The 20701-nt window shown below is 50.5% G+C and carries 20 protein-coding genes and 1 other annotated feature; of the genes, 14 read left to right on the top strand and 6 right to left on the bottom strand.

Annotation, left to right across the window (positions count from 1 at the left end):
* The first annotated feature begins 29 nt into the window (after nt 1-29).
* Nucleotides 30-569 carry a TlpA family protein disulfide reductase gene (locus AC0YNZ_RS07800; RefSeq protein WP_475826049.1) on the top strand — a complete coding sequence of 180 codons (540 nt, stop codon included), beginning with the start codon at nt 30-32 and terminating at the stop codon, nt 567-569.
* A gap of 56 nt (nt 570-625) precedes the next feature.
* Here AC0YNZ_RS07800 and cimA read toward each other — a convergent pair whose 3' ends face one another.
* Entirely contained in the window at nt 626-2242 is a 1617-nt protein-coding gene (gene cimA / locus AC0YNZ_RS07795; RefSeq protein ID WP_475826048.1) for a citramalate synthase, read from the bottom strand.
* A 203-nt stretch (nt 2243-2445) separates the two neighbouring features.
* Between cimA and AC0YNZ_RS07790 the strand changes: the two genes are divergently transcribed.
* From AC0YNZ_RS07790 to AC0YNZ_RS07780, 3 genes are all read left to right on the top strand, one after another.
* The gene (locus tag AC0YNZ_RS07790; protein WP_475826165.1) at nt 2446-3732 is read left to right on the top strand and encodes a DNA polymerase IV; all 1287 of its coding nucleotides are present in this window, start codon (nt 2446-2448) and stop codon (nt 3730-3732) included.
* A gap of 55 nt (nt 3733-3787) precedes the next feature.
* Entirely contained in the window at nt 3788-4024 is a 237-nt protein-coding gene (locus AC0YNZ_RS07785; RefSeq protein ID WP_056627358.1) for a ferredoxin, read from the top strand.
* A 145-nt stretch (nt 4025-4169) separates the two neighbouring features.
* On the top strand, nt 4170-5576 hold the full coding sequence (locus AC0YNZ_RS07780; RefSeq protein WP_475826047.1) for a L,D-transpeptidase: 1407 nt from the start codon (nt 4170-4172) through the stop codon (nt 5574-5576).
* A 6-nt stretch (nt 5577-5582) separates the two neighbouring features.
* Here AC0YNZ_RS07780 and AC0YNZ_RS07775 read toward each other — a convergent pair whose 3' ends face one another.
* Nucleotides 5583-5723, bottom strand: a complete 141-nt coding sequence (locus AC0YNZ_RS07775; protein ID WP_181426067.1) for a hypothetical protein — start codon at nt 5721-5723, stop codon at nt 5583-5585.
* Between the two features lie 174 nt (nt 5724-5897).
* Here AC0YNZ_RS07775 and AC0YNZ_RS07770 point away from each other — a divergent pair, with 174 nt between their 5' ends.
* Nucleotides 5898-6995, top strand: coding sequence for a quinone-dependent dihydroorotate dehydrogenase (locus AC0YNZ_RS07770; RefSeq protein ID WP_475826046.1), 1098 nt, complete (start codon nt 5898-5900; stop codon nt 6993-6995).
* Between the two features lie 17 nt (nt 6996-7012).
* Nucleotides 7013-7816: a GTP diphosphokinase gene (yjbM, locus tag AC0YNZ_RS07765; protein WP_110770640.1), complete on the top strand. Its 804-nt coding sequence runs from the start codon at nt 7013-7015 to the stop codon at nt 7814-7816.
* 95 nt (nt 7817-7911) lie between these two features.
* Here the strand turns inward: yjbM and AC0YNZ_RS07760 are convergent, their stop codons facing one another.
* Together AC0YNZ_RS07760 and AC0YNZ_RS07755 are read right to left on the bottom strand one after the other, a co-directional pair.
* Nucleotides 7912-8448, bottom strand: a complete 537-nt coding sequence (locus AC0YNZ_RS07760; RefSeq protein WP_475826045.1) for a PCYCGC motif-containing (lipo)protein — start codon at nt 8446-8448, stop codon at nt 7912-7914.
* Nucleotides 8445-8960: a thioredoxin family protein gene (locus tag AC0YNZ_RS07755; protein WP_475826044.1), complete on the bottom strand. Its 516-nt coding sequence runs from the start codon at nt 8958-8960 to the stop codon at nt 8445-8447. The genes AC0YNZ_RS07760 and AC0YNZ_RS07755 overlap by 4 nt, the downstream gene beginning before the upstream one ends.
* 143 nt (nt 8961-9103) lie before the next feature.
* Here AC0YNZ_RS07755 and AC0YNZ_RS07750 point away from each other — a divergent pair, with 143 nt between their 5' ends.
* From AC0YNZ_RS07750 to AC0YNZ_RS07740, 3 genes are read left to right on the top strand one after another with little or no spacing between them, the layout of a single operon-like run.
* Nucleotides 9104-10747: an RsmF rRNA methyltransferase first C-terminal domain-containing protein gene (locus AC0YNZ_RS07750; protein WP_475826043.1), complete on the top strand. Its 1644-nt coding sequence runs from the start codon at nt 9104-9106 to the stop codon at nt 10745-10747.
* Nucleotide 10748: 1 nt separating this feature from the next.
* Nucleotides 10749-11501 carry a pseudouridine synthase gene (locus AC0YNZ_RS07745; protein ID WP_475826042.1) on the top strand — a complete coding sequence of 251 codons (753 nt, stop codon included), beginning with the start codon at nt 10749-10751 and terminating at the stop codon, nt 11499-11501.
* A 42-nt stretch (nt 11502-11543) separates the two neighbouring features.
* Complete coding sequence (locus AC0YNZ_RS07740; RefSeq protein WP_475826041.1) at nt 11544-12341, top strand: Cof-type HAD-IIB family hydrolase; 798 nt, start codon at nt 11544-11546, stop codon at nt 12339-12341.
* 95 nt (nt 12342-12436) lie between these two features.
* Here the strand turns inward: AC0YNZ_RS07740 and AC0YNZ_RS07735 are convergent, their stop codons facing one another.
* A complete protein-coding gene (locus AC0YNZ_RS07735; protein ID WP_475826040.1) occupies nt 12437-14215 on the bottom strand; it encodes a DEAD/DEAH box helicase in 1779 nt (592 codons plus the stop codon).
* Nucleotides 14216-14344: 129 nt separating this feature from the next.
* Between AC0YNZ_RS07735 and AC0YNZ_RS07730 the strand changes: the two genes are divergently transcribed.
* The 5 genes from AC0YNZ_RS07730 to leuS all read left to right on the top strand — a co-directional run bounded on the left by AC0YNZ_RS07730 (nt 14345) and on the right by leuS (nt 19811).
* On the top strand, nt 14345-14539 hold the full coding sequence (locus AC0YNZ_RS07730) for a YwbE family protein (RefSeq protein WP_475826039.1): 195 nt from the start codon (nt 14345-14347) through the stop codon (nt 14537-14539).
* 62 nt (nt 14540-14601) lie between these two features.
* Nucleotides 14602-14904 carry a hypothetical protein gene (locus AC0YNZ_RS07725; RefSeq protein ID WP_475826038.1) on the top strand — a complete coding sequence of 101 codons (303 nt, stop codon included), beginning with the start codon at nt 14602-14604 and terminating at the stop codon, nt 14902-14904.
* A gap of 146 nt (nt 14905-15050) precedes the next feature.
* Nucleotides 15051-16253 carry a GNAT family N-acetyltransferase gene (locus tag AC0YNZ_RS07720; protein ID WP_475826037.1) on the top strand — a complete coding sequence of 401 codons (1203 nt, stop codon included), beginning with the start codon at nt 15051-15053 and terminating at the stop codon, nt 16251-16253.
* 23 nt (nt 16254-16276) lie between these two features.
* Entirely contained in the window at nt 16277-16924 is a 648-nt protein-coding gene (locus AC0YNZ_RS07715; protein WP_475826036.1) for a LysE family translocator, read from the top strand.
* Between the two features lie 122 nt (nt 16925-17046).
* Nucleotides 17047-17293: a binding site (T-box leader), on the top strand.
* A gap of 79 nt (nt 17294-17372) precedes the next feature.
* Nucleotides 17373-19811 carry a leucine--tRNA ligase gene (gene leuS, locus AC0YNZ_RS07710; RefSeq protein WP_475826035.1) on the top strand — a complete coding sequence of 813 codons (2439 nt, stop codon included), beginning with the start codon at nt 17373-17375 and terminating at the stop codon, nt 19809-19811.
* A gap of 40 nt (nt 19812-19851) precedes the next feature.
* On the opposite strand, the gene comER is transcribed toward leuS, so the two are convergent.
* Nucleotides 19852-20691 carry a late competence protein ComER gene (gene comER / locus AC0YNZ_RS07705; RefSeq protein WP_110770630.1) on the bottom strand — a complete coding sequence of 280 codons (840 nt, stop codon included), beginning with the start codon at nt 20689-20691 and terminating at the stop codon, nt 19852-19854.
* Between the last annotated feature and the right edge of the window lie 10 nt (nt 20692-20701).

Genomic DNA, 20701 nt, shown 5'->3' with positions numbered 1-20701 from the left:
ATGATATTTCAAGAAAAGGAAGGTACTTCATGAAACGCGTCATTGCGCTTTTTGCGATTGCATTTGTGTTTGCTGGCTTAGCTGTATTTCAATATAAAACGGATCGACCTGACGCGGTTACGCTGGCTGCTCCTGCTGCTGATTTTAAGCCGAAAGCGGGATTTGTTGCAACGGCTTTCAAGCTTCCAGCCCTTGATGAGCAATCATATGAAGTGGGCGGCAAGAAGAGCAAGCTGACTTTCGTTAACTTTTGGGCTTCCTGGTGCGGGCCTTGCGAGCTTGAAGCACCCGACCTGCAGCGTTTGCATGAGCAATATGGAGACGTGATACAGCTCTATGGCGTAAATGCGACGAAGTACGATAAAGAGCGTGCTGCCAGAGATTTTGTTAATGAGCATGAGTTTACGTTCCCGATATTAATGGACCGCGCGGGCGATGTGACGAAGCAGTACAAAGTCGATACGTTTCCGACAACGTTTCTAATCGACAGCGAGGGCGTTATAAGAGAGAGAATTAACGGTGTCATCACTTATGCGGAATGGGAACGTCTAATTGAAAAGTGGATGTAAGAAGAAAAAAGGGCTGCCTGTGCGTCATACAATGACGCGCAGGCAGCCCTTTTTGATTAATGATTCACAAGACCGATACGATCGAGCGGATCAACATGTGTGCTATCTACCTTTACCATACCGAGCAAGGCGTAACGTATGCTGTCCACAAGCGCTTCCCAGCTTGCTTCGATAACGTTGTTAGAGACGCCGACTGTACTCCACGTATTATCAAGTCCAGTCGACTCGATAAGAACACGAACCTTAGCTGCAGTAGCGTCCTTCTCGTCGATGACACGGACTTTATAATCGGAGAGATGGATACTTTCAATATCCGGATAAAACTGCACCAGCGCCTTGCGCAGGGCGTTATCCAGGGCGTTAACCGGCCCGTTGCCTTCAGCTGCCGTATAAACCTGCTGACCGCCAACGTTAATTTTTACGATGGCTTCTGAGATCATTTGGCCGTTCGTTTTTTCAACTAGCATTTTAAACGATTCAACCTTGAAAACTTCCTTAGCTTCGCCCCCGAAAGCTTCGCGGAGAAGGAGCTCCAAGGAAGCGTCGGCACCCTCGAATTGGTAGCCTTGATGCTCAAGATCCTTAATCTGATCCATGATGAGCTTAGTTTTCTCGTTATTCGTATTCACGTCAAGACCGAGCTCTTGCGCCTTAGAAATAATGTTGCTTTGTCCGGCAAGCTCCGATACGAGAATGCGCTGCTTGTTTCCTACGAGTTCTGGCTGAATATGCTCATAGGTTTTCGAATCCTTCATAATCGCAGAGACGTGAATTCCCCCTTTGTGGGCGAATGCGGCGTTGCCGACATAAGCTTGACCGACAGGCATGTGTACGTTTGCGATTTCGCTGATGTACCGGGCTGTTCCTGTGAGCGTGCGCAGCTTCTCCTCCGGCAGCACATCGTAGTTCATCTTGATTTGAAGATTTGGTATGATGGAGCACAGGTTTGCGTTGCCGCAGCGTTCGCCGTAGCCGTTAATCGTACCTTGCACTTGACGCGCGCCGGCCTGAACGGCGGCAAGCGAATTCGCAACGGCCAGCTCGCAATCGTTATGCGTATGAATGCCGATTGGCGTCGTTAATTCCTGTCTGACTCGCGTTACGATTTCATGGATTTCATTTGGGAGCGTTCCGCCGTTCGTATCGCAAAGTACGAGCCAATTTGCGCCAGCTTCCTGTGCTTTCTTCAGCACCGAAACGGCATATTCCGGATTATTCTTATAGCCGTCGAAAAAATGCTCTGCGTCAAACAACGCTTCCATGCCGTTATGCTTCAGAAAAGCGACCGAATCATAAATCATCGCGAGGTTTTCTTCCAGCGTCGTTTGCAGCGCTGTATGTACATGGAAATCCCATGACTTACCTACAAGCGTAGCGGCAGGGACGCCGGATTCAGCGATTCGCACAAGGCTCGCATCCTGCTCAGCTAAACTGTTTTTGCGGCGGGTGCTGCCGAATGCGGTCATTTTGGCATTAAGTTTAAATGCTTTGATTCTTTGGAAAAACTCAATATCCTTGCTGTTGCTTCCCGGATTGCCGCCTTCGATATAATGAACGCCCAACGCGTCGAGCTTCTGGGCAATTTTTAATTTATCATCCGCGGACAGGCTGATCCCTTCGCCTTGTGTACCGTCACGCAGCGTCGTATCAAAGATTGAAATGTTTGTTGTCATTAACGGGACGCCTCCTTCACTCATAGCCTTTACAAATCATAATGTACTATTATAACACTTGTTGCCGTGAAAGTAGAGGGGGGCTTGTAATTTTTGTCCCATTTTTCCGGAGCGCGTTGACTGGGCCCTTATGGAATTGTATGCTGGGGGTGATCAAGCTTATGTAAGCTTATTGTTCCGAATAGGCGGTGTATCGCACAGTGATGACAAATGTGAATGAGCATTATCCGGCCAAAGGCCGTGTTATCATTCATTTGGATATGAATGCCTTCTATTGTTCCGTGCATGAAGCAGAGGAACCTGAGAAATATAAGGACAGGCCAATAGCGGTATCGGGCAGCGTAGAGCAGCGCAAGGGAATCCTCGTAACCTGCTCATATTCAGCAAGGCGGAAAGGAATTAAGACCGGCATGACGGTGAGACAGGCGCTTAAGCTATGTCCTGAGCTTATTTTGATAAAGCCTGATTTTAATTTGTACCGCAAATATTCACATGGCTTTATGGCCATTGCAAGACAATACACGCCGCTCGTGGAGGCTGTTTCCATCGACGAGTGCTACATGGATATTACTGGCTCGAAAATGTTCGGTTCACCGCTGGAAATTGCTGCGTCGCTTCAGCAGCGAATTATGTCCGAGTGGTCGCTTCCCTGTTCCATCGGCTTAGCTCCGAACAAACTGCTGGCGAAGATGGCTTCCGATATGAAGAAGCCGAATGGTCTTACCGTACTGCGCATACGGGATGTAAAGAACGTTCTGTGGGATAAGTCATGCGATACCTTGTTCGGAATCGGAAAGAAAACGGCCGATAAGCTTGCGAAGCTGAACATTCGGACGATCGGTCAGCTGGCAGCAACAGATGAAATACTGTTGAATAAACATTTTGGCGTAACAGGCTCCTGGATGAAATCCGCAGCTCACGGAATCGACCGCTCCGAGGTTAATCCTAACAGGGAGCGAAATAAATCGATTGGGCATACGACGACGCTCCCGAACGATATAACCGCGCGCGAGGATGTATACCGCGTGCTGCTTAATTTGGCGGATCAGACGGGGCGAAGGCTGCGGAGGCAGAAGATGGTGGCTTCAACCGTCCAAATTACGATACGCAAGCCGGATATGACGACGATTGCGCGCTCCCATACGCTTGCTGCCCCAACGCAGGCGTCTGATGATTTTTACAGGGAAGCCTGCAAGCTGTACGACCGGCATTGGAAAAACGGCGAGCCGATCCGCCTGCTTGGCGTTACGCTGCAGAACCTGGCGCTGCTTGATGATACGGCCATGCAGCTCGATTTATTCAGCTATGAGCAGCAGCCCCGCAAGGAGGCGCTGACTTTGGCGATGGACCGTCTCCGCGATAAGTATGGAGAGGATGCGGTTCTAACCGCAGGAATGCTGGGCGACGATCCGTCGACCTTAATTAGGAATAAACGAATTCGCGGTACATCCTTGCAAAAGGATGATACTTTGTTATATATTGATGAATGAAGCTTGACTGTTAGAGACGAGATTATTCCGTATATTTATTTTGGGAGGGATTTCCATGGGTAAGTTTACTTGGGTAGAAAAAGATACGTGCATCGCTTGTGGAGCTTGCGGAGCGACCGCTCCTGACATTTATGATTATGACGACGAAGGTCTTGCAGAGGTAATTTATAAAGCTGACGGAAACAAAGGTAACACAGAGATTCCAGAAGATTTGTTTGACGATTTGCAGGATGCGGCTGACGGCTGTCCTACCGACTCGATCAAAATTGCTGACGTGCCATTCAACTACTAATTTTTTGTTATGACGAGAAGCTCCTCCCCGCTATCAGCGGAGGGGAGCTTTTTCTATGCCTGCATAAGGCAAATCGAAACCGGGATACAAATCAGCGTGAGTCCTGCCGATAAAAAGGTTATACCGCATGTTGGGAGGCTGGGTGATGGACTCGCCGGATGATCTCTTATATTTGAAGCAATTTGTGAAGCAGCACCCCGGGAATCAAATGGGATGGTATTTGTTAGGCAAACAATATTTGCTAGCAGGCAAGGAAGGTAAAGCGAACTACTGCTTTTTGCAGGCTGGCGGGGTGTATGATGCGTATGAGCATGAAAGTCATCCGTTATCGGAAAATCAGCTGCAATTGCTAAGAGCATGGGATAGACAGCAAAAGAAAAAAAAGCTTGCCCGAAGAACGGCATTAATAGCCGGTTTGCTATTGACCGTTGCCGTATTAGTGCCTGCTAATGGCGCCATAAAAAAGGAGATGGCAGTTCAGCCTATACCGGTAGTGCAGGCGGAGGAGCTTCCGGTAGGAGTCGTCTTTCTACCGCAGAAGGAGCGCTTTCCGATTGGAAGTGCCTGGAATAGTCTTATAGATGCCGCGAACGATGCGCCGTTGCTAACTATTGCGGCGCGCCTTGAGGAGGATGCCGGTTGGCGCAAATGGACAGGGGATACAAGGCTGCTTATGGCAGCCCAGAAAGAAAGCGGCAACAGCAAGCTGCAGGTTTCGATGCTTGAGCGGGAGGCCTGCTCCTGCGAGCCTTCTGACGCATCCGGTTTTGAGGAGCAGTACGAGGCATGGAGTGAGCAGCAGGAGACGCATTGGACGCTGGCGAGCGCGATTTACCAATATGAACGAAAATACAAAAAATGGCCCGAGAAGCTGGATGATCTCATCCGTCCTTACCCGAATAATATTCTTGCAGGCGAGCGGGAAGGAATGCGGTCTATGTTCGCAAAGATGCTGATGAAGCTGGAAACAGCAAAAGAGGCGAAGAAGGGTAATTCTGCAGCAACTACGCTGGAAGCAGGCGTTCAGCCGGCTTTGGACAAAGAAACGGAAAAAAAACCAATTACAAATTCGATTGTCGGTACAAACGGGATTTTGGATAAACAATGGAGTCAGCCGCTGGAGATCGTAGTGGATAAAGCGTCTTACCGGCTTGCAGTCGTTCAAGGGAATATCATTGTGCGCAGTTTTATGGTGGGTCTTGGAGGTGAGAAAACGCCTGAGGGAAGTTTCTATATTAGCGAGAAGGTGAAAAATCCGAACGGGCGTGACGATGGTAATTTCGGGAGCCGCGGAATGACGCTGTCAAATACCCTATACGCCATACACGGCACGGATGAGCAAGGCAGCATAGGGAAGGACGAATCCCTTGGCTGTATCCGTATGGGAAAAGAGGACGTGGAGGAATTGTTCGATTTGGTGCCGCTTGGTACGATTGTCAAAATAAAAAACGGGACGCTTCCGTCCAAGGTGCAGCGGCCAGCCGAACGCTTTAAGCTGGAGCCGCGCCAGAACGAAACCAATCCCGCAAAGGTGTATAAATGGTTGACGTAAGCTGGCTTACGAAGTGAAGATTAAAAGCAGCGCGATCGCAACAATGATAACGCCGACGATAGAGCAGAGCCAGATCAGCGCTTTTTTATTCACTTCTTCCTTCGGCTTGGCTTTTATCGTTGCCGGTTTTCTTTTTGGTGAGCTCATCGACAATCAACCTCTCTATTTCATAGTTAAAATTAGTATGATCCCATTGTAATCGTTTTCTAGACAAGCCGCAATATAATGGATGCTTGCACCTTGCGCGCAGGCTCTTTTCTTTTTGTTGCAAAAAAGATAAACTGTCAGGTAGAACATACATCTGAGATCGGAGTGAGTAAGTTGCTTTATTCTTCTATTTTGAAGCCTATTTTTTTTCGTATGGACCCTGAGAAGGCCCATCATCTTGTAATTGACGGCTTGGCTGCAGGAGCAGTTGTGCCTGGACTTAACGGGCTGATGCATGCCATGTATGGCGTAGCAAAGTCGCCGGAGCTTGCGACTGAGCTATTCGGATTACAATTTCCGCATCCGGTGGGACTTGCTGCCGGGCTTGATAAAAACGGGAAGGCAGCGGACGGCTTCTCGAGCGTAGGCTTCGGCTTTGCTGAGGTAGGAACAGTGACGCCTAAGGGACAAGCCGGCAATGAGCAGCCGAGATTGTTCCGTCTCCCGCCGGACGAAGCGCTCATCAACCGGATGGGCTTTAACAATGACGGTACGGCCGCAATGGCAGAGAAGCTGTCACGCCGTAAAATAAACCGGATCCCGATTGCCGTAAACATTGGCAAAAACAAAACGACGCCGAATGAATTGGCTCACGAGGATTACCGGACCTGTATTCGCGATTTGTATACATACGGCGATTTCTTTGTCGTCAACATCAGCTCTCCGAACACGCCCGATTTACGTGATTTGCAGCACGGAGAAGAGCTGAGAAATCTGCTTAGCGCCGTAAAAAAGGAAATGAACGTACAAGCGGCGAAAGAAGGAAAGAAAACAAAGCCCGTTCTCGTCAAAATTGCTCCGGACATGACAGACGAGCAGCTGGAGTTAACCGTTGCAACAATAGTGGAAAGCGGCGTATCCGGCATCATCGCGACGAATACGACTTTGTCACGGAAAGGACTTCACCATTCGAATGCAGGGCAAGCGGGGGGGCTTAGCGGCAAGCCGCTGCGCGACCGTTCAACCGAGGTCATTAAAGCCGTTTACAAGCAGACAGGCGGACAGCTGCCGATTATTGGCTCAGGCGGCATTTTTACCGCACAGGATGCATACGATAAAATCCGCGCAGGAGCTTCCTTGGTTGAAATTTATACAGCGCTTATCTACAAAGGGCCTGGTTTGCTCCGTGAATTGACGAACGGTTTGAAGGAATGTTTACGTAAAGATGGCTACCGAAATATTGCCGAAGCAGTAGGTGCAGATCACGTTTAAGAACAGGAGGCGGCCGGATGGACGGTAGAGACTGGAATCTTTTTTTACAGCCTTATGAACAAGCGGTTGAAGAAATGAAAGTGAAGTTTAAGACGATGCGGGTTGAACTGAAGATAAGAGAAGCTTACGCACCGATTGAATTCGTCACCGGCCGGGTGAAGCGCATATCAAGCATATTGGAAAAAGCGAGGCGCCTGAACGTTCCCTCGGATAAGCTGGATACAGGAATTGAGGACATTGCGGGCATTCGTATTATGTGCCAGTTTGTGGATGATATTCACCGGGTGGCGAGCTTAATTCGAACGCGCAAAGATCTTACGCTCGTATACGAGAAGGATTATATTACAAACTTTAAGGACAGCGGCTACCGCAGTTACCATATGATCGTACAATATCCGGTTCAAACCGCGCTTGGTTACAAAATCGTACTTGCCGAAATTCAAATTCGTACCTTGGCGATGAACTTCTGGGCGACGATAGAGCATTCATTAAATTATAAGTTTAAAGAGAGCCTGCCCGAGGACGTGCGTGACCGATTGAAAAAAGCGGCGGAAGCCGCATCGCAGCTCGATTCGGAAATGACCAGCATACGAAAAGAGATTTTGGATGCGCAAACGGAATTTGAGGAGCAGTCCAATGTGGTTTCTAAGGTGCTGAGCGGCATTCAAGACTTATATTTCTATCACCGGGTGCGCGAAGCTGCGCAGTTCCAAATGAAGTTTAACGAGAAGTTTGAGAAAGAGGATTACCATGAGCTTAATCAGCTGTCGCTCGATATTCAAGCGGCAATCGGGAAAGCCAAAAAAGCGAACCAAACTTAAAAATTGACAGCATTCATGCTGGTTGAAAGATACAAAAAAAGTGGTTGAGCGAGGCGCTCATCCACTTTTTTTTGTCGCATATACATTCGGCAAGACTAATCGCTGGATCTGTTAGGCTTAAATGAGGCATCGATCGCTTCGCGTATTTCATCAGCAGTCTTGCCTTGCTTGCTTAAGGCGATGACTTCCTCCATCTCTTTCTTGCAAATGCCGCAGCTTGTGCTGTGATTCGTCCAGGTTACGCCACCTTCGTCTGCGGGATGCTCGGCCACGTAGCAGCGCAGAAGCGAGTCATGAGGAGTTTCAACCGCCAGCCCGTCCGCACAGCCGCAATAGCAATTTACGCCGCTCATAATGTCAGCGTGGTCGTGTACCGCTTTGTAGAGTTCGCTCGTATGCGGTGTATAATCAGAGAGAAAGGCAGGAAGCTCGTCATACGAAGCTGTCGTCTGCCAGGTTTCGGAGCCGTGCTGATGCTCAGCGCCGGCCTTGTCATCATCCGCCAAGCCGCATGCGGTGAGCAATGTAATGAATGCGAATGCCAGCAGCAGAGCATACAGGATACCTCGAATACGCGAGCTTCGCTGCTCTTCGGCGATCTGTTCATCGGTCAGGCGCTGACGCTTCATCATTTCGATTCAGCTCCCGAATATTTGTTGAAGAACGCTCTGAAGTCATCTAGGCTGTACCCTTCTGTACCCCCTTCAGAAAGGCCGCCCTCGAGCTTATCAATTTGAACGCCATCTTTGAAATAAGCTAGAGTTGGCGTATACTCGACATTATATTTGTTAAAGTAGGAAGGGAATTCCCTTAGGTTGAATTGCGGAAGATCGATGCCAAGCTCATCTGCGAGCGGCATTAATTGCGGTGTCGTTTTTTGGCAGTGCGGGCAGTCGGAAGCAAACAGGTAGACGAAGAAATCTTCCTTGTCGGCAACCTTCTTGTCCAATTCAGCCGGTAATATGATATTCTGATAGTTAGGATCATCAAGCTGCTTGCGTGTTTCCGGGTTTAGTTGAGACACGGGCTTGCCGTACAGGGCATTTACCTTGCCGCTGTTGTTCAGTACAAATATGAAGCCGAATAGAATAACGACGATTCCAATGTACACATAAATCATTTTCACTTTCTTTTTCTTTTTCATTTGCGCGACTACCTCCGAAACGAGTTTATGGGTGGACAAGTCATTTCTAAACGGTTTGTCCTTACTTTAATATATTATATATCAAATCAGTATGAGGATGTAAGAGCAAGGACATCGATGACAATTGGCAGGAGGAAATGTGCATGATCGGCAATTTGCCGCGTAAATTCACAGAAAAAATGGAAAAGCTGCTGGGAGACGAATTTGACAAATTTATGTCTTCCTATGCGGCTCCAAGAGTATACGGTTTACGGATCAATCGTTTGAAGCTTAGCGCCTTGAATTGGAAGAAGCTGTCTTCCATGGGTGAAACGGTGCGTCCGGTCCCATGGGCCGAGGATGGCTTATATTACAAGGAAGGCGAGCGTCCGGGCAAGCATCCTCATTATCATGCGGGCCTTTATTATATCCAAGAGCCGAGCGCTATGGCTCCGGTTGAATTGCTGGACGTACAGCCCGGACACCGCGTGCTCGACTTATGCGCGGCTCCCGGCGGAAAATCGACGCAAATCGCGGGAAAGCTGCAGGGCAGCGGCGTACTGGTTACCAATGATAACGCAAGGGAGCGAACGAAGGCGCTCGCCAAAAATATTGAGCTTGCCGGCGTACGCAACGCCGTCGTGCTGAACGAGGAGCCTGCGGCTATCGCGGCTGTTTTCCCTGCTTGGTTCGATCGCATCCTCGTTGATGCGCCCTGCTCCGGCGAGGGCATGTTCCGCAAGGATGATTCCATGATTGCAGATTGGGAGAAGCATTCGACCCTGCGGTGCTCGGTCATGCAGCGTGATATTTTGCGCGATGCTGCAGCGATGCTCGCACCGGGAGGAATAATCGTCTATTCGACCTGCACTTTCTCGCCTGAGGAGAACGAGCAGCAAATTGCAGCATTTCTCGCAGAGCATGATGATTTTTTTGTTGAAGCAGTACCTCATCAATTCGGATGGACGGCGGGCAGAACGGATTTAGCGGCGGAGACAGCGCAGCTTGACGGTGAACGCCTACAAAGCATTCAAGGGACGGTAAGGCTGTGGCCGCATCTTATCGAGGGAGAAGGCCATTATGCGGCTGTACTGAGACGCTGCGGCGTCCGGGAAGCCGGGCCGGTGCTGGCGGCAGCGCCTATTCATCGTCCTGCAGCTAAGGCCGCCGGCGGAAGCTTGAAGCGCGAGACGCCGCAGCAGGGCGGGAAGCGGCTGGAGAAGAAGCAGGACCATAGGGATGAAAGGCGCGCAAACAAACGTCAGACCAAAAATGAATGGTCAAACGCTGGATTGGAGCGGCCAGCCAAAAAGCGGTCGGCAAACGGTCGTGAAGGCACTGCGGCGAATACAGCCGAGGAAGCGAGTCCAGTTGAGTTGTGGCATCAGTATGCGGAGCAGTTTTCAATTGGTGCTCTAAGCTGGCCGGGACGAGTGGTGGCCTTTGGCTCGCGCGTATATATACAGCCTGACGAGCTGCCTTCACTTGATGGCTTGCGCGTGGTGAGAGCGGGTTGGTATGTGGGAGAGGCCGTTCGGGGCCGGTTTGAGCCGTCGCATCCGCTGGCGATGGGATTAACTCGCGAAGATGCAGTGCGCTCGGTTAATTGGAGCTCGGATGACGAGCAGACGCTCCGTTTTCTCAAAGGAGAAACGTTGTTTGTAGAGGAATCGGAAATACAGGTGCAGGAAGGCTCGCCGGTAAAGGGATATCTATTAGTGTGCACGGACGGTTATCCGATCGGGTGGGGGAAATATGCTGGAGGCATGATCAAAAACGAACTTCCGGCAGGATGGAGATGGATGTAGGATGAGTAAACGGATGCGTATCGATAAGCTGCTGGCCCATATGGGACTAGGGACGCGCAGCGAAATAAAAAAAGCAGTAAAGTTCGGTAAAGTGAACGTAGACGGCCAAGTCGTAAAGGATAGCGGCCTCATCGTTAATCCGGACGTGGCTGAAGTTGTATTTGATGGTGAGCCAGTCGTTTACCGCGATGTTGTTTACTTTATGCTGAATAAGCCGCAGGGCGTTATTTCGGCGACGGAGGACGGACGCGAGCGCACCGTTATCGATTTGCTGGAGCCGCAGGACCGGCTTCGAGAGCCTTTTCCGGTGGGACGGCTGGATAAGGATACAGTGGGCTTACTGCTGTTAACAAACGACGGACAGCTTGCGCATGAGTTATTGTCTCCCCGGAAGCACGTTGCCAAGACGTATGAAGCGCTCGTCTTGGGGAATGTCGGAGAAGAGGATAAACATCTGTTCACGGCCGGTGTCACGTTGGATGACGGATACGTTACGATGCCTGCAGACCTACAAATTAACGGAATCGAGCAGCGGGACAATGAGACGTTCTCTACTATCTCGCTTACGATTATGGAAGGGAAGTTTCATCAGGTAAAAAGAATGTTTGAAGCTGTAGGCAAGAAGGTCGTCTATTTAAAAAGAGTGTCGATGGGTCCGCTTAAACTTGATGAATCGCTTCCCGAGGGCTCCTATCGCGAGCTTTCCGATGAGGAAGTTGAGCTGCTTCGCTCACATCGGCGAGTGGCTGAATAAAGAGATAAAAACATTTTGCGGGATAGGAAAAGGAGTGTCATTATGAGCTTGCAATATGATTTAATCGCCTTAGATATAGACGGTACACTGCTAACGGATGACCATGTGCTGACAGCGCCCATTCGCGAAACGGTGAATGAGGCTGCCGAACGCGGCGCCCAAATCGTGTTGTGCACCGGACGGGGCCCGTCCGCAGCATTTCCCGTGCTGGAGGAGCTTGGACTTGGAGGAACGATCATTACGCATAACGGAGCTGCAACGATAAACTCGGATGACCGTTCTATTGTACATCAATTCGATTTGGTTCCAGACCATCTGCTGAGCTTCGTTTCTTATTGCCGCGAGTACGCTATTCATTTTGATTTGAATACGGCTTTCGATATGATGGTCGAGAGTATGACGCCAGAGGCGGAGACCATGTACAGTCATTTTCAGACGAAGCCGTACATTCAAGATTTTCGGCAGGGGCTGCCGGGCGGGCTCGTCAAATTTACGGTGTTCGGAAGCAAAGAGCAGATGGATGTGGTGCAGGCGGATTGGGCGGAGTGGCCGCAGCTGCTTCATACAATCCGCAGCGGAGATTATTTCATCGACGTGCATCATCCGGAGGCAAATAAGGGAAGAGCGCTGCAGCAGCTGGCGGAAATCCGGGGCATTGACCGAAATCGTATTCTGGCAATTGGCAATTATTATAACGATATTACGATGCTGAAATACGCAGGCATGGGCATTGCGATGGGGAACTCCCCGGAGGAAGTCAAGCTTGCGGCTAATGCGGTCGCTCTCTCGAATGGCGAGGATGGCGTTGCGAGAGCGCTGCGCGAATATGCTTGGAGCTAGCTGAAGTATGTAATGAATGAAGTGTAAAAATAACGGGCTGTTTCCACAAGGTATTTAAATACCATGCGGAAACAGCCCTGTTTATTGTCTATAAATTAGCGATTGCGCCCGCCACGGGGCTTGCTTGAAGAGATTCCGCCGCGCGAGGCGCTGCGTCCGCCTGCCGGTGCGCTGCTGCGGCCGCCTGCGGAAGAATGATTGCGACCGCCGGTAGACGAGTTACCGCGCTGACCGCCACGGCCACCCGCTTGAGCGTTGCCGCGAACGGCGCCGCGGTTACTTGCTTTGGCGTCGTTGCGCGCTGCTTCCCAAGGACTCTCTACCGAGGAAGCGGAACGGCCTGCAGCATGCTCTGCCACTCGCGGAGTGCTAACGCCCCCTCTACGGCGTTCGCCGCCGCGAGCTGTTTTGCCGCGATTGCCTGGGCGTTCACCGCCGCGAGCTGCGCTGCCGCTTTCGAACCGGTCGCCGCGGCCAACTGCCCAGCCGTTGCTTTCGCCAGCAACTTCGGCAGTTGGACCGCGACCCGCTGCTGTTCTGCCGTTACGTTGGCCGGAAGCGGGACGAACGGTTTCGCGCTGGCCTCTGCGGCCGCCAGGCTTGGCGCTCCGATCCGATTGGCCAGAACGGTCACGACCGCCGCGACGTCCGTCCGCGGATGGTTTGCCATTGGCGCTGCGCGCACCGCCTTTGCCAGCTGCTCCGCGACCCTTCTCAGGGCGATCGCCAAGCTGCGGGCGTACTGCAGTTTCTGTCCCTTCGCTGTCGATCGCGCGACGAGCTAGCTTTGCGTTAATGCTTTGTTCAATGAGCAGCAGGTGATTTTTGTCATAAGGCGTCGCCAGCGTAATGGCAGCTCCTTCTTGACCTGCGCGGCCGGTTCTGCCGATACGGTGAATATAAAGCTCGCCGTCCTGAGGCACGTCGTAGTTATAAACATGAGTTACACCTTCAACATCGAGGCCGCGCGCAGCGACGTCAGTCGCAACCAGTACCTGAAGGCGCGCATCTCTAAATCGCTTCATGACCTGCTCACGCTTCGCTTGTGTCAGATCGCCGTGCAGCTCATCGGATTCGATACCGAGTTCTTGAAGCTCCTTGTTCAATTTCTTTGCGCGAACCTTCGTCCGGCAAAAAATAACGGCCAAATACGGCTGATGGCGCTCAAGCAAATGAACCAGCGTCTGCTGCTTGTTTCTGTCCGTCGTTTCATAGACGATTTGCGTAATGCTGTCCAGCGTTACATTCGTGCTGCGCACGCGAATATCGACAGGCGCTTTCATGTAATCCGCCGCCAATTTGCGAATGGCATCAGGCATCGTTGCGGAGAACAGCATCGTTTGACGCGCCTTCGGCGTTTGCGAAATAATGCTTTCTACTTCAGGCAGGAAGCCCATGTGAAGCATTTGGTCGGCTTCATCGAGGACAAGCATTTGCAGCTTGCCTAAGCTGACGGTTTCACGCTTCATATGATCGATTAAACGGCCTGGCGTCGCAACGACGATATGGGGCGAGCGCTGCAGCTTGCGGATTTGAGCATCAACATCCTGTCCGCCGTAGGCGGCAAGAACGCTTACGCCAACAGCAGGTACAAGCTTCTTAAGCTCGCTCGTTATTTGAATGGCAAGCTCCCTTGTCGGTGTCAATATAAGAGCCTGTACTTGCTCTTTCTCTATATTAATTCGTTGCAGAATAGGCAAAGCAAACGCAATCGTTTTGCCTGTGCCCGTTTGTGCTTGCGCAATGACATCCTGCCCGTTAAGAAGCAGCGGAATAGCTTGTTTTTGAACCGGTGTCGGTTCGGTAATTCCATCTTGTTGAAGCAATTCGCTAAGCTTAGGTACGATACCCAAAGCGTTAAATGCGTTAGACATTAATATAGTTCCTCTTTTCGTTTACATCGTTTGATATTTAGTATAACAGCTGTCCTTATAATGTGCATCTTTACTTTGCTTATGCTATGCTAGAAGCCAACATTAAGAGCAGCAGAGGAATGGTTAACGATGAATGGAACAGAGCGCTCCGCCATTAGAGCGGGGCTTGAGGTTGATATTGTTTTAAAGCAGGATCAACGGACAGGAAAGCTGACGCGCGGCGTGGTGAAGGATATTTTGACGAATTCGCCCAAGCATCCTCATGGCATTAAAGTAAGGCTTGCCGATGGTCAGGTTGGCAGAGTCAAGAACATTTATGTTTAATGACGATGCGTCTGAACTTAGGCAAAAGATTTGCTTCGCATAACATTAAGGAGAGCGGTGCTATGGCATTCGGCATCAAGAGACAAGAGATGGAGCAATGGAAGGCGTCAGTTGCGCGCGGGGAGATTGCTTTTCTTACCCATTACTGGCAGGATCCGCGGTTCCCAAACATGCGAACGGTGACGAAGGTCGGCTGCTCCGACATGGAGAAGCTGTCGCGCTGGTGTCTGGATAACGGTCTAAATCCCCGTTATATTCACGTCCGGTCAGAGTACCCGCATTTCGATTTGCTCGGTCCGAAGCAGCGGGAGGTATTACGGCAAGCGAATCAAATGGAGCAGCTTGAGCGGTTCGGCATGCTGTGAAGATAGAAAGCGCATTTGGCTGCTCAAGGAGCAGCTGTTTTTTTGTGGATAACATAAATATCATCTCGCTCGTAAACGAAGCTTCTAGTATGATAAGAGAAACGCTTGGAAGTGTTTACATATTTTATGGGATGAGGGAAATTCGAATGGCTACCGAAAAAGAGCAGCTGCTGCGCAGTTTTGGCGAATGGATATCGTTTGTGACGGAGCTGGCGAACGATGATGAACGCGTATGGAATCAGAGCACAGCAACCGGAAAATGGACGGTTCGTGAGGTCGTAGCGCATATATTGCGATGGGATGATTATTTTTATAATGAAGCGATTGCCAAGGCGGCAGCGGGCCTGCCGCTTACGGTCAAGCATCTCGATTACGATACGTTCAATGAGGCTGCTAAGGCATACGGGAAGAACACGCCAATTGCAGAGCTGGCCGGGCAGGCGGCGAAGAGCCGCAAACGAATTATAGATGCTGTAGCTAAACTAACAAATGAGCAATATGAAGCGGCTTATGCGGATGCGGACGGGCATCCTTTCCAGATAGCGCAATATATCAAGGATTTTATTTGGCATGACCAGCATCATATTGGGCCTATAATGAAGCTGAAACATTTTCGGCTAGAGGAAATGAGCTTGAACGGCTGGCCTGCGCTGCAGACGCTTGTTTATGATGGATGGCTGCTGCGGTTTGCGGAGGGCTATACGAAGCGCTCTAATTCGATTAATCCGATATACGGCCACACGCTGGAGCTGGACGCCAAAATACGCGCCTGCGAGAAGCAGTATGAGCAGCAAGGGATACGTACCATTTTCAAAATTACGCCCTTCAGCCAGCCGGCCTCGCTTGACGAAGAGCTTGCATCCCGCGGTTATGAGCTTATCGACCGAACGATCGTGAAGACGGTACGTCTAGCCGATGTGCTCCCGCCATCCCATGCTGATATACGGCTCGAAAACATGCCTGCAGAAGGCTGGCTGGATGCCCTCACCCTGTTTAGCGGTCTAACGGAAGAGCAAAGATCGATTACCCGCAAAATGCTGGAGCAATTAGCGCTTGAGAAATGCTTTGCTATTTTGCTTGAGAATGGATTGCCGGTGGCTTGCGGATTTGCGGTAAATGAGGACGGCTGGATTGGACTGTACGATATCGTCACTTGTCCGGGCAATCGGAATAAAGGCTATGGCGAGCAGCTCATTTTGCATCTGCTCCAATGGGGCAAGGGACGTGGCGCGACAGACAGCTATTTGCTCGTCGTAAAAAATAATGCGCCGGCCAATCGTCTTTACGAAAAAATCGGTTACTTGCCGCAATATGAATATTGGTATAGGGCAAAGCAGAACCAGCAATAAGCGCATCGTGCATGGAGGAATAAATGGTTTTATTTTATTCGTTTATACAGGGCTTTTTATTTTCTCTTTCGTTATGTTTTGATTTAGGGCTCGTTAATGCGGCAATCGTCAAGGCGGGAGTGGAGCGGGGCTTCAAGTCCTCCTTCATGATCGGATTCGGCTCTTGCTTTGGCGATATAACTTACCTGGCGTTGGCGCTATTCGGTTTCAGTTTTATTTTAAGCTTCGAGGCAGTGAAATGGACCTTATGGATAGCGGGCACGCTTGTACTGCTGTTCCTCTCCTATAAAATGATTAAGGAATCGATTCATCCGAAATGGATCGACTGGAACGGAAGCGGTGCTGAAACGAGGAAAAGCAGGACGGATTTTTGGTTTGGGCTGGGAGCCGCGTTATCCTCGCCAACGGTAATGCTTTGGTTCGTGGCCTCTGCGGGGCCGATCGTAGCTGAGCTTGACGGGGAAGGACGGGCAGTGATCGCAATGTTTGTAGCCGGCTTTTTTGCCGCCGGCTTGTTATGGTCGCTCATGATGGCGCTAATCAGCGCCAAGACCGGAGAGGCGTTAGGGCCTGTATTCGTACGTGTCCTGTCATTAATGTCCGCGGTTTTGTTTCTGTATTTTGCAGTTAAAGTATTTGTTAGCGGATTGTCCAATGCTGCGGGCGGTTAACGCAGAGAGTGAATCAATTCATTTATCCGTTGTGGCAGGCATTTATTTGGTTTATGGACAGCGGAACTCTCTTGACACCGTACCGCTCGATCTTTATAATCGAAACTAACCATTTTTATGCATATGGAGCGTTGAAGAGGAACAGTAATTTCGTTTGTAAGGTCTAGAGAGCCGGCGATTTATGGTGCAAGCCGGTCCTGCTGCGAAATGAAGCTCGCCTTGGAGCTGTGCGATTAAGGGGCCGATGTAAGTAATCGGCTGCGGAAAGCACCGTCTGGCCTGCGATAAAGGCGACAAGTGAGCGACGGGCAAAGCATGCCTGCCGTTAACTAGGGTGGTACCACGGGAGAACAACCTCTCGTCCCTAGCGATTATCGCTAGGGGCGGGAGGTTTTATTTTTTTGCTGCAGCAAGCTTATAGCACATATTTTTAGGAGGATATTCACAAATGAGTCAAGAACAGCAATTTCACGGTTACAATCCGCTTGTTGTCGAGCCGAAGTGGCAGCAATACTGGGATAAGAACAAAACTTTTCAGACGACGGAGGACGCGGAGAAACCGAAATTTTACGCGTTGGACATGTTTCCGTATCCATCCGGAGCGGGCTTGCATGTAGGCCATCCAGAGGGCTATACAGCTACGGACATCGTTTCCCGTTACAAAAGAATGAAAGGCTACAACGTGCTTCATCCTATGGGCTGGGACGCGTTCGGCTTGCCTGCGGAGCAGCATGCACTCGATACGGGACAGCATCCGCGCGATATTACGTTCAAAAATATCGATAATTTCCGCCGTCAAATTAAATCGCTTGGTTTCTCGTACGATTGGGACCGCGAGATAAGCACAACGGATCCTGAATATTATAAATGGACACAATGGATTTTTATCCAATTGTACAATAGAGGACTTGCATACGTAGCTGAAGTATCGGTTAACTGGTGCGAAGCGCTGGGAACGGTGCTGGCTAACGAGGAAGTCATCAATGGCCTGAGCGAGCGGGGGAACCATCCGGTCGTCCGTAAGCCAATGCGCCAATGGATACTGAAAATTACTGAATATGCGGATCGTTTACTGGATGATCTGGAAGAGCTTGACTGGTCGGAGAGCATTAAGGATATGCAGCGCAACTGGATCGGCAAGTCGAAGGGCGCAGAGGTTACGTTTGAGATCGACGGTCACGATTCGGCATTGGTCGTATTTACGACTCGTCCGGATACTTTGTTCGGAGCGACATACTGCGTATTGGCGCCCGAGCATGAGCTTGTTGCACAAATCGTGACCGCAGAGCAAAAGGCGGCCGTTGAAGCATACCAAGAAGCTGCAGCGCGCAAGAGCGACCTGGAGCGCACCGATTTGGCAAAGGATAAATCGGGCGTTTTCACCGGTGCTTATGCAATTAATCCTGTTAGTGGCGTAAAAACGCCAATTTGGATAGCTGATTATGTATTAGCCGGTTATGGTACGGGCGCTATTATGGCGGTTCCGGGCCATGATGCCCGCGACTGGGAATTCGCGAAGCAATTCGACCTTCCGATCGTTGAAGTCGTGCAAGGCGGAGATGTAACGAAAGAAGCTTATGCGGGCGATGGACCGCATGTCAACTCCGATTTCCTGAACGGCTTGACGAATGAGGATGCGATTGCGAAGATGATCGAGCATTTGGACGCATCGGGCAAAGGGAAAGGTAAAATTACGTACCGCCTGCGCGATTGGCTGTTCAGCCGCCAACGCTATTGGGGCGAGCCGATTCCGATTCTCCACCTGGAGGACGGTTCGATGAAGACGGTGCCCGAGGATCAGCTGCCGCTGCTGCTGCCTGATGTTGATGCGATTAAGCCTTCAGGAACGGGCGAGTCTCCGCTTGCGAACGTTACGGAATGGGTAAATACGATCGACCCTGAGACTGGCATGAATGCCCGCCGCGAGACGAATACGATGCCGCAATGGGCAGGAAGCTGCTGGTATTACCTGCGTTTCATCGATCCGAAAAACGATAAGCAGATTTGTTCCCCGGAGAAGCAAAAGCAATGGCTGCCGGTTGACTTGTATATCGGCGGTGCCGAGCATGCGGTGCTTCACCTGCTTTACGCCCGTTTCTGGCATAAGGTGCTTTACGATATCGGCGTAGTCGATACGAAGGAGCCGTTCCATAAACTTGTTAACCAAGGGATGATTCTCGGAAATAACAATGAGAAAATGTCTAAGTCGCGCGGCAATGTCATTAACCCGGACGATATCGTAAATGAGTTCGGCGCGGATACGCTTCGTATGTACGAAATGTTTATGGGACCGCTTGAGGCGACTAAGCCATGGAACACGAACGGCGTTGAAGGAACGTACCGATTCCTTAGCCGCGTATGGCGCTTGTTCATTAACGAGGACGGCAGCCTGAGCGCCAAAATCGGCGACGGCGAAACGAGCGATGCGTTCAAGCGTACTTGGCATCGTTCAATCAAGAAAATTACGGAGGATTACGAGGCATTACGCTTCAACACCGTAATTAGCCAGCTGATGATTTTCGTCAACGAGGCTTACAAAACCGAAGTGCTGCCGCTTGCGGCGATGGAGCAATTCGTTCAGTTAATTTCTCCGATTGCCCCGCATATCGCGGAAGAGCTGTGGGAGAAGCTGGGACGCAAGGACTCGCTGACATACGCTTCATTCCCGACGTACGAGGAGGCTTGGACAGTCGATCAGGAAGTGGAGATCGTAGTTCAGGTCAACGGCAAAATCGCAGACCGCGTTTCCATTGCAGCCGATATGGATGTCGCTGAAATGGAGAGCCTGGCGAAGGAACTTGAGAAAGTACAAGAGCTAATAGCCGGTAAAACGATCCGCAAAGTCATTGCGGTAAAAGGCAAGCTGGTCAACATAGTCGCAAATTAATGCAAATCGAAGAGGTGAGCGGGCTTTAGCTGAAGAACAGCTATTGACCGTTCACCTCTTCGCCTATAAATGAGGTCGATACCTTGGCTAAATCTTCATTGAATTTGGCATGCGTCGTCTTTATGAGCTGGTTAAATACACCATCCGTCTCGCGGCGAAGCAGGTTTAGCGCCTTGGCCGTAATTCCGCCGGGCACGGCAACTCTTTCCTGAACATCCGCCGGCGTCAGACCGCCTTCATTCAGCAGCATGCCCGTGCCAAGCAGCATAGCGCTTGCCACCCGCAAAGCTTCCTCGCGGCCGATACCCGTTTCCTCGACGGCTGCATCAACGAACTGCTCCAGCAGGAAGGAGATGAAGGCAGGTCCGCAGCTTGACAGATCCGATACGATGCGCGTATAGCTCTCATCGATGCGAAGCGGCTCGCTAATATGGGCGAGTAATTGTTCCAGCTGCGCTTTGTCATCCTCTTGCATCGTTTGACCGTATATGCAAAGCGATGCCCCGCTCCCTACATAATTCGTAATGCTAGGAATAACCTTGGCAACTCTGCATTCCAATTCGCCCTCAAGATGAGATATGAGCACGGGGCTCGTTATGGATACGACGATCTGATTCGGCTTGATGACTGCTTTTAAATCGTCGACTACCTTTTTGAATTCCAGAGGCTTGATACACAAAAAAATGATATCGCAGCCGCAGGCAGCTCCAGCATTTGTATATTCGGCTCTCATTCCGGAAAAACGGTTGGCCAAAGCCTGCGCTTTTGCAAAGGTGCGGTTGCTGATGGCAATTTGCGTTGGCGATAAGGCTCCGGATGCAATAAAAGCTTCAATAAGCAGGCTTCCCATCGTGCCCGTCCCGATAAATCCGACATTCATGCTGAACCCT

This window comes from Paenibacillus sp. J2L1-98, assembly GCF_056269405.1.
The sequence above is the reverse complement of the archived record's forward strand: the minus strand, read 5'-3'. Positions and strand labels throughout refer to the sequence as shown.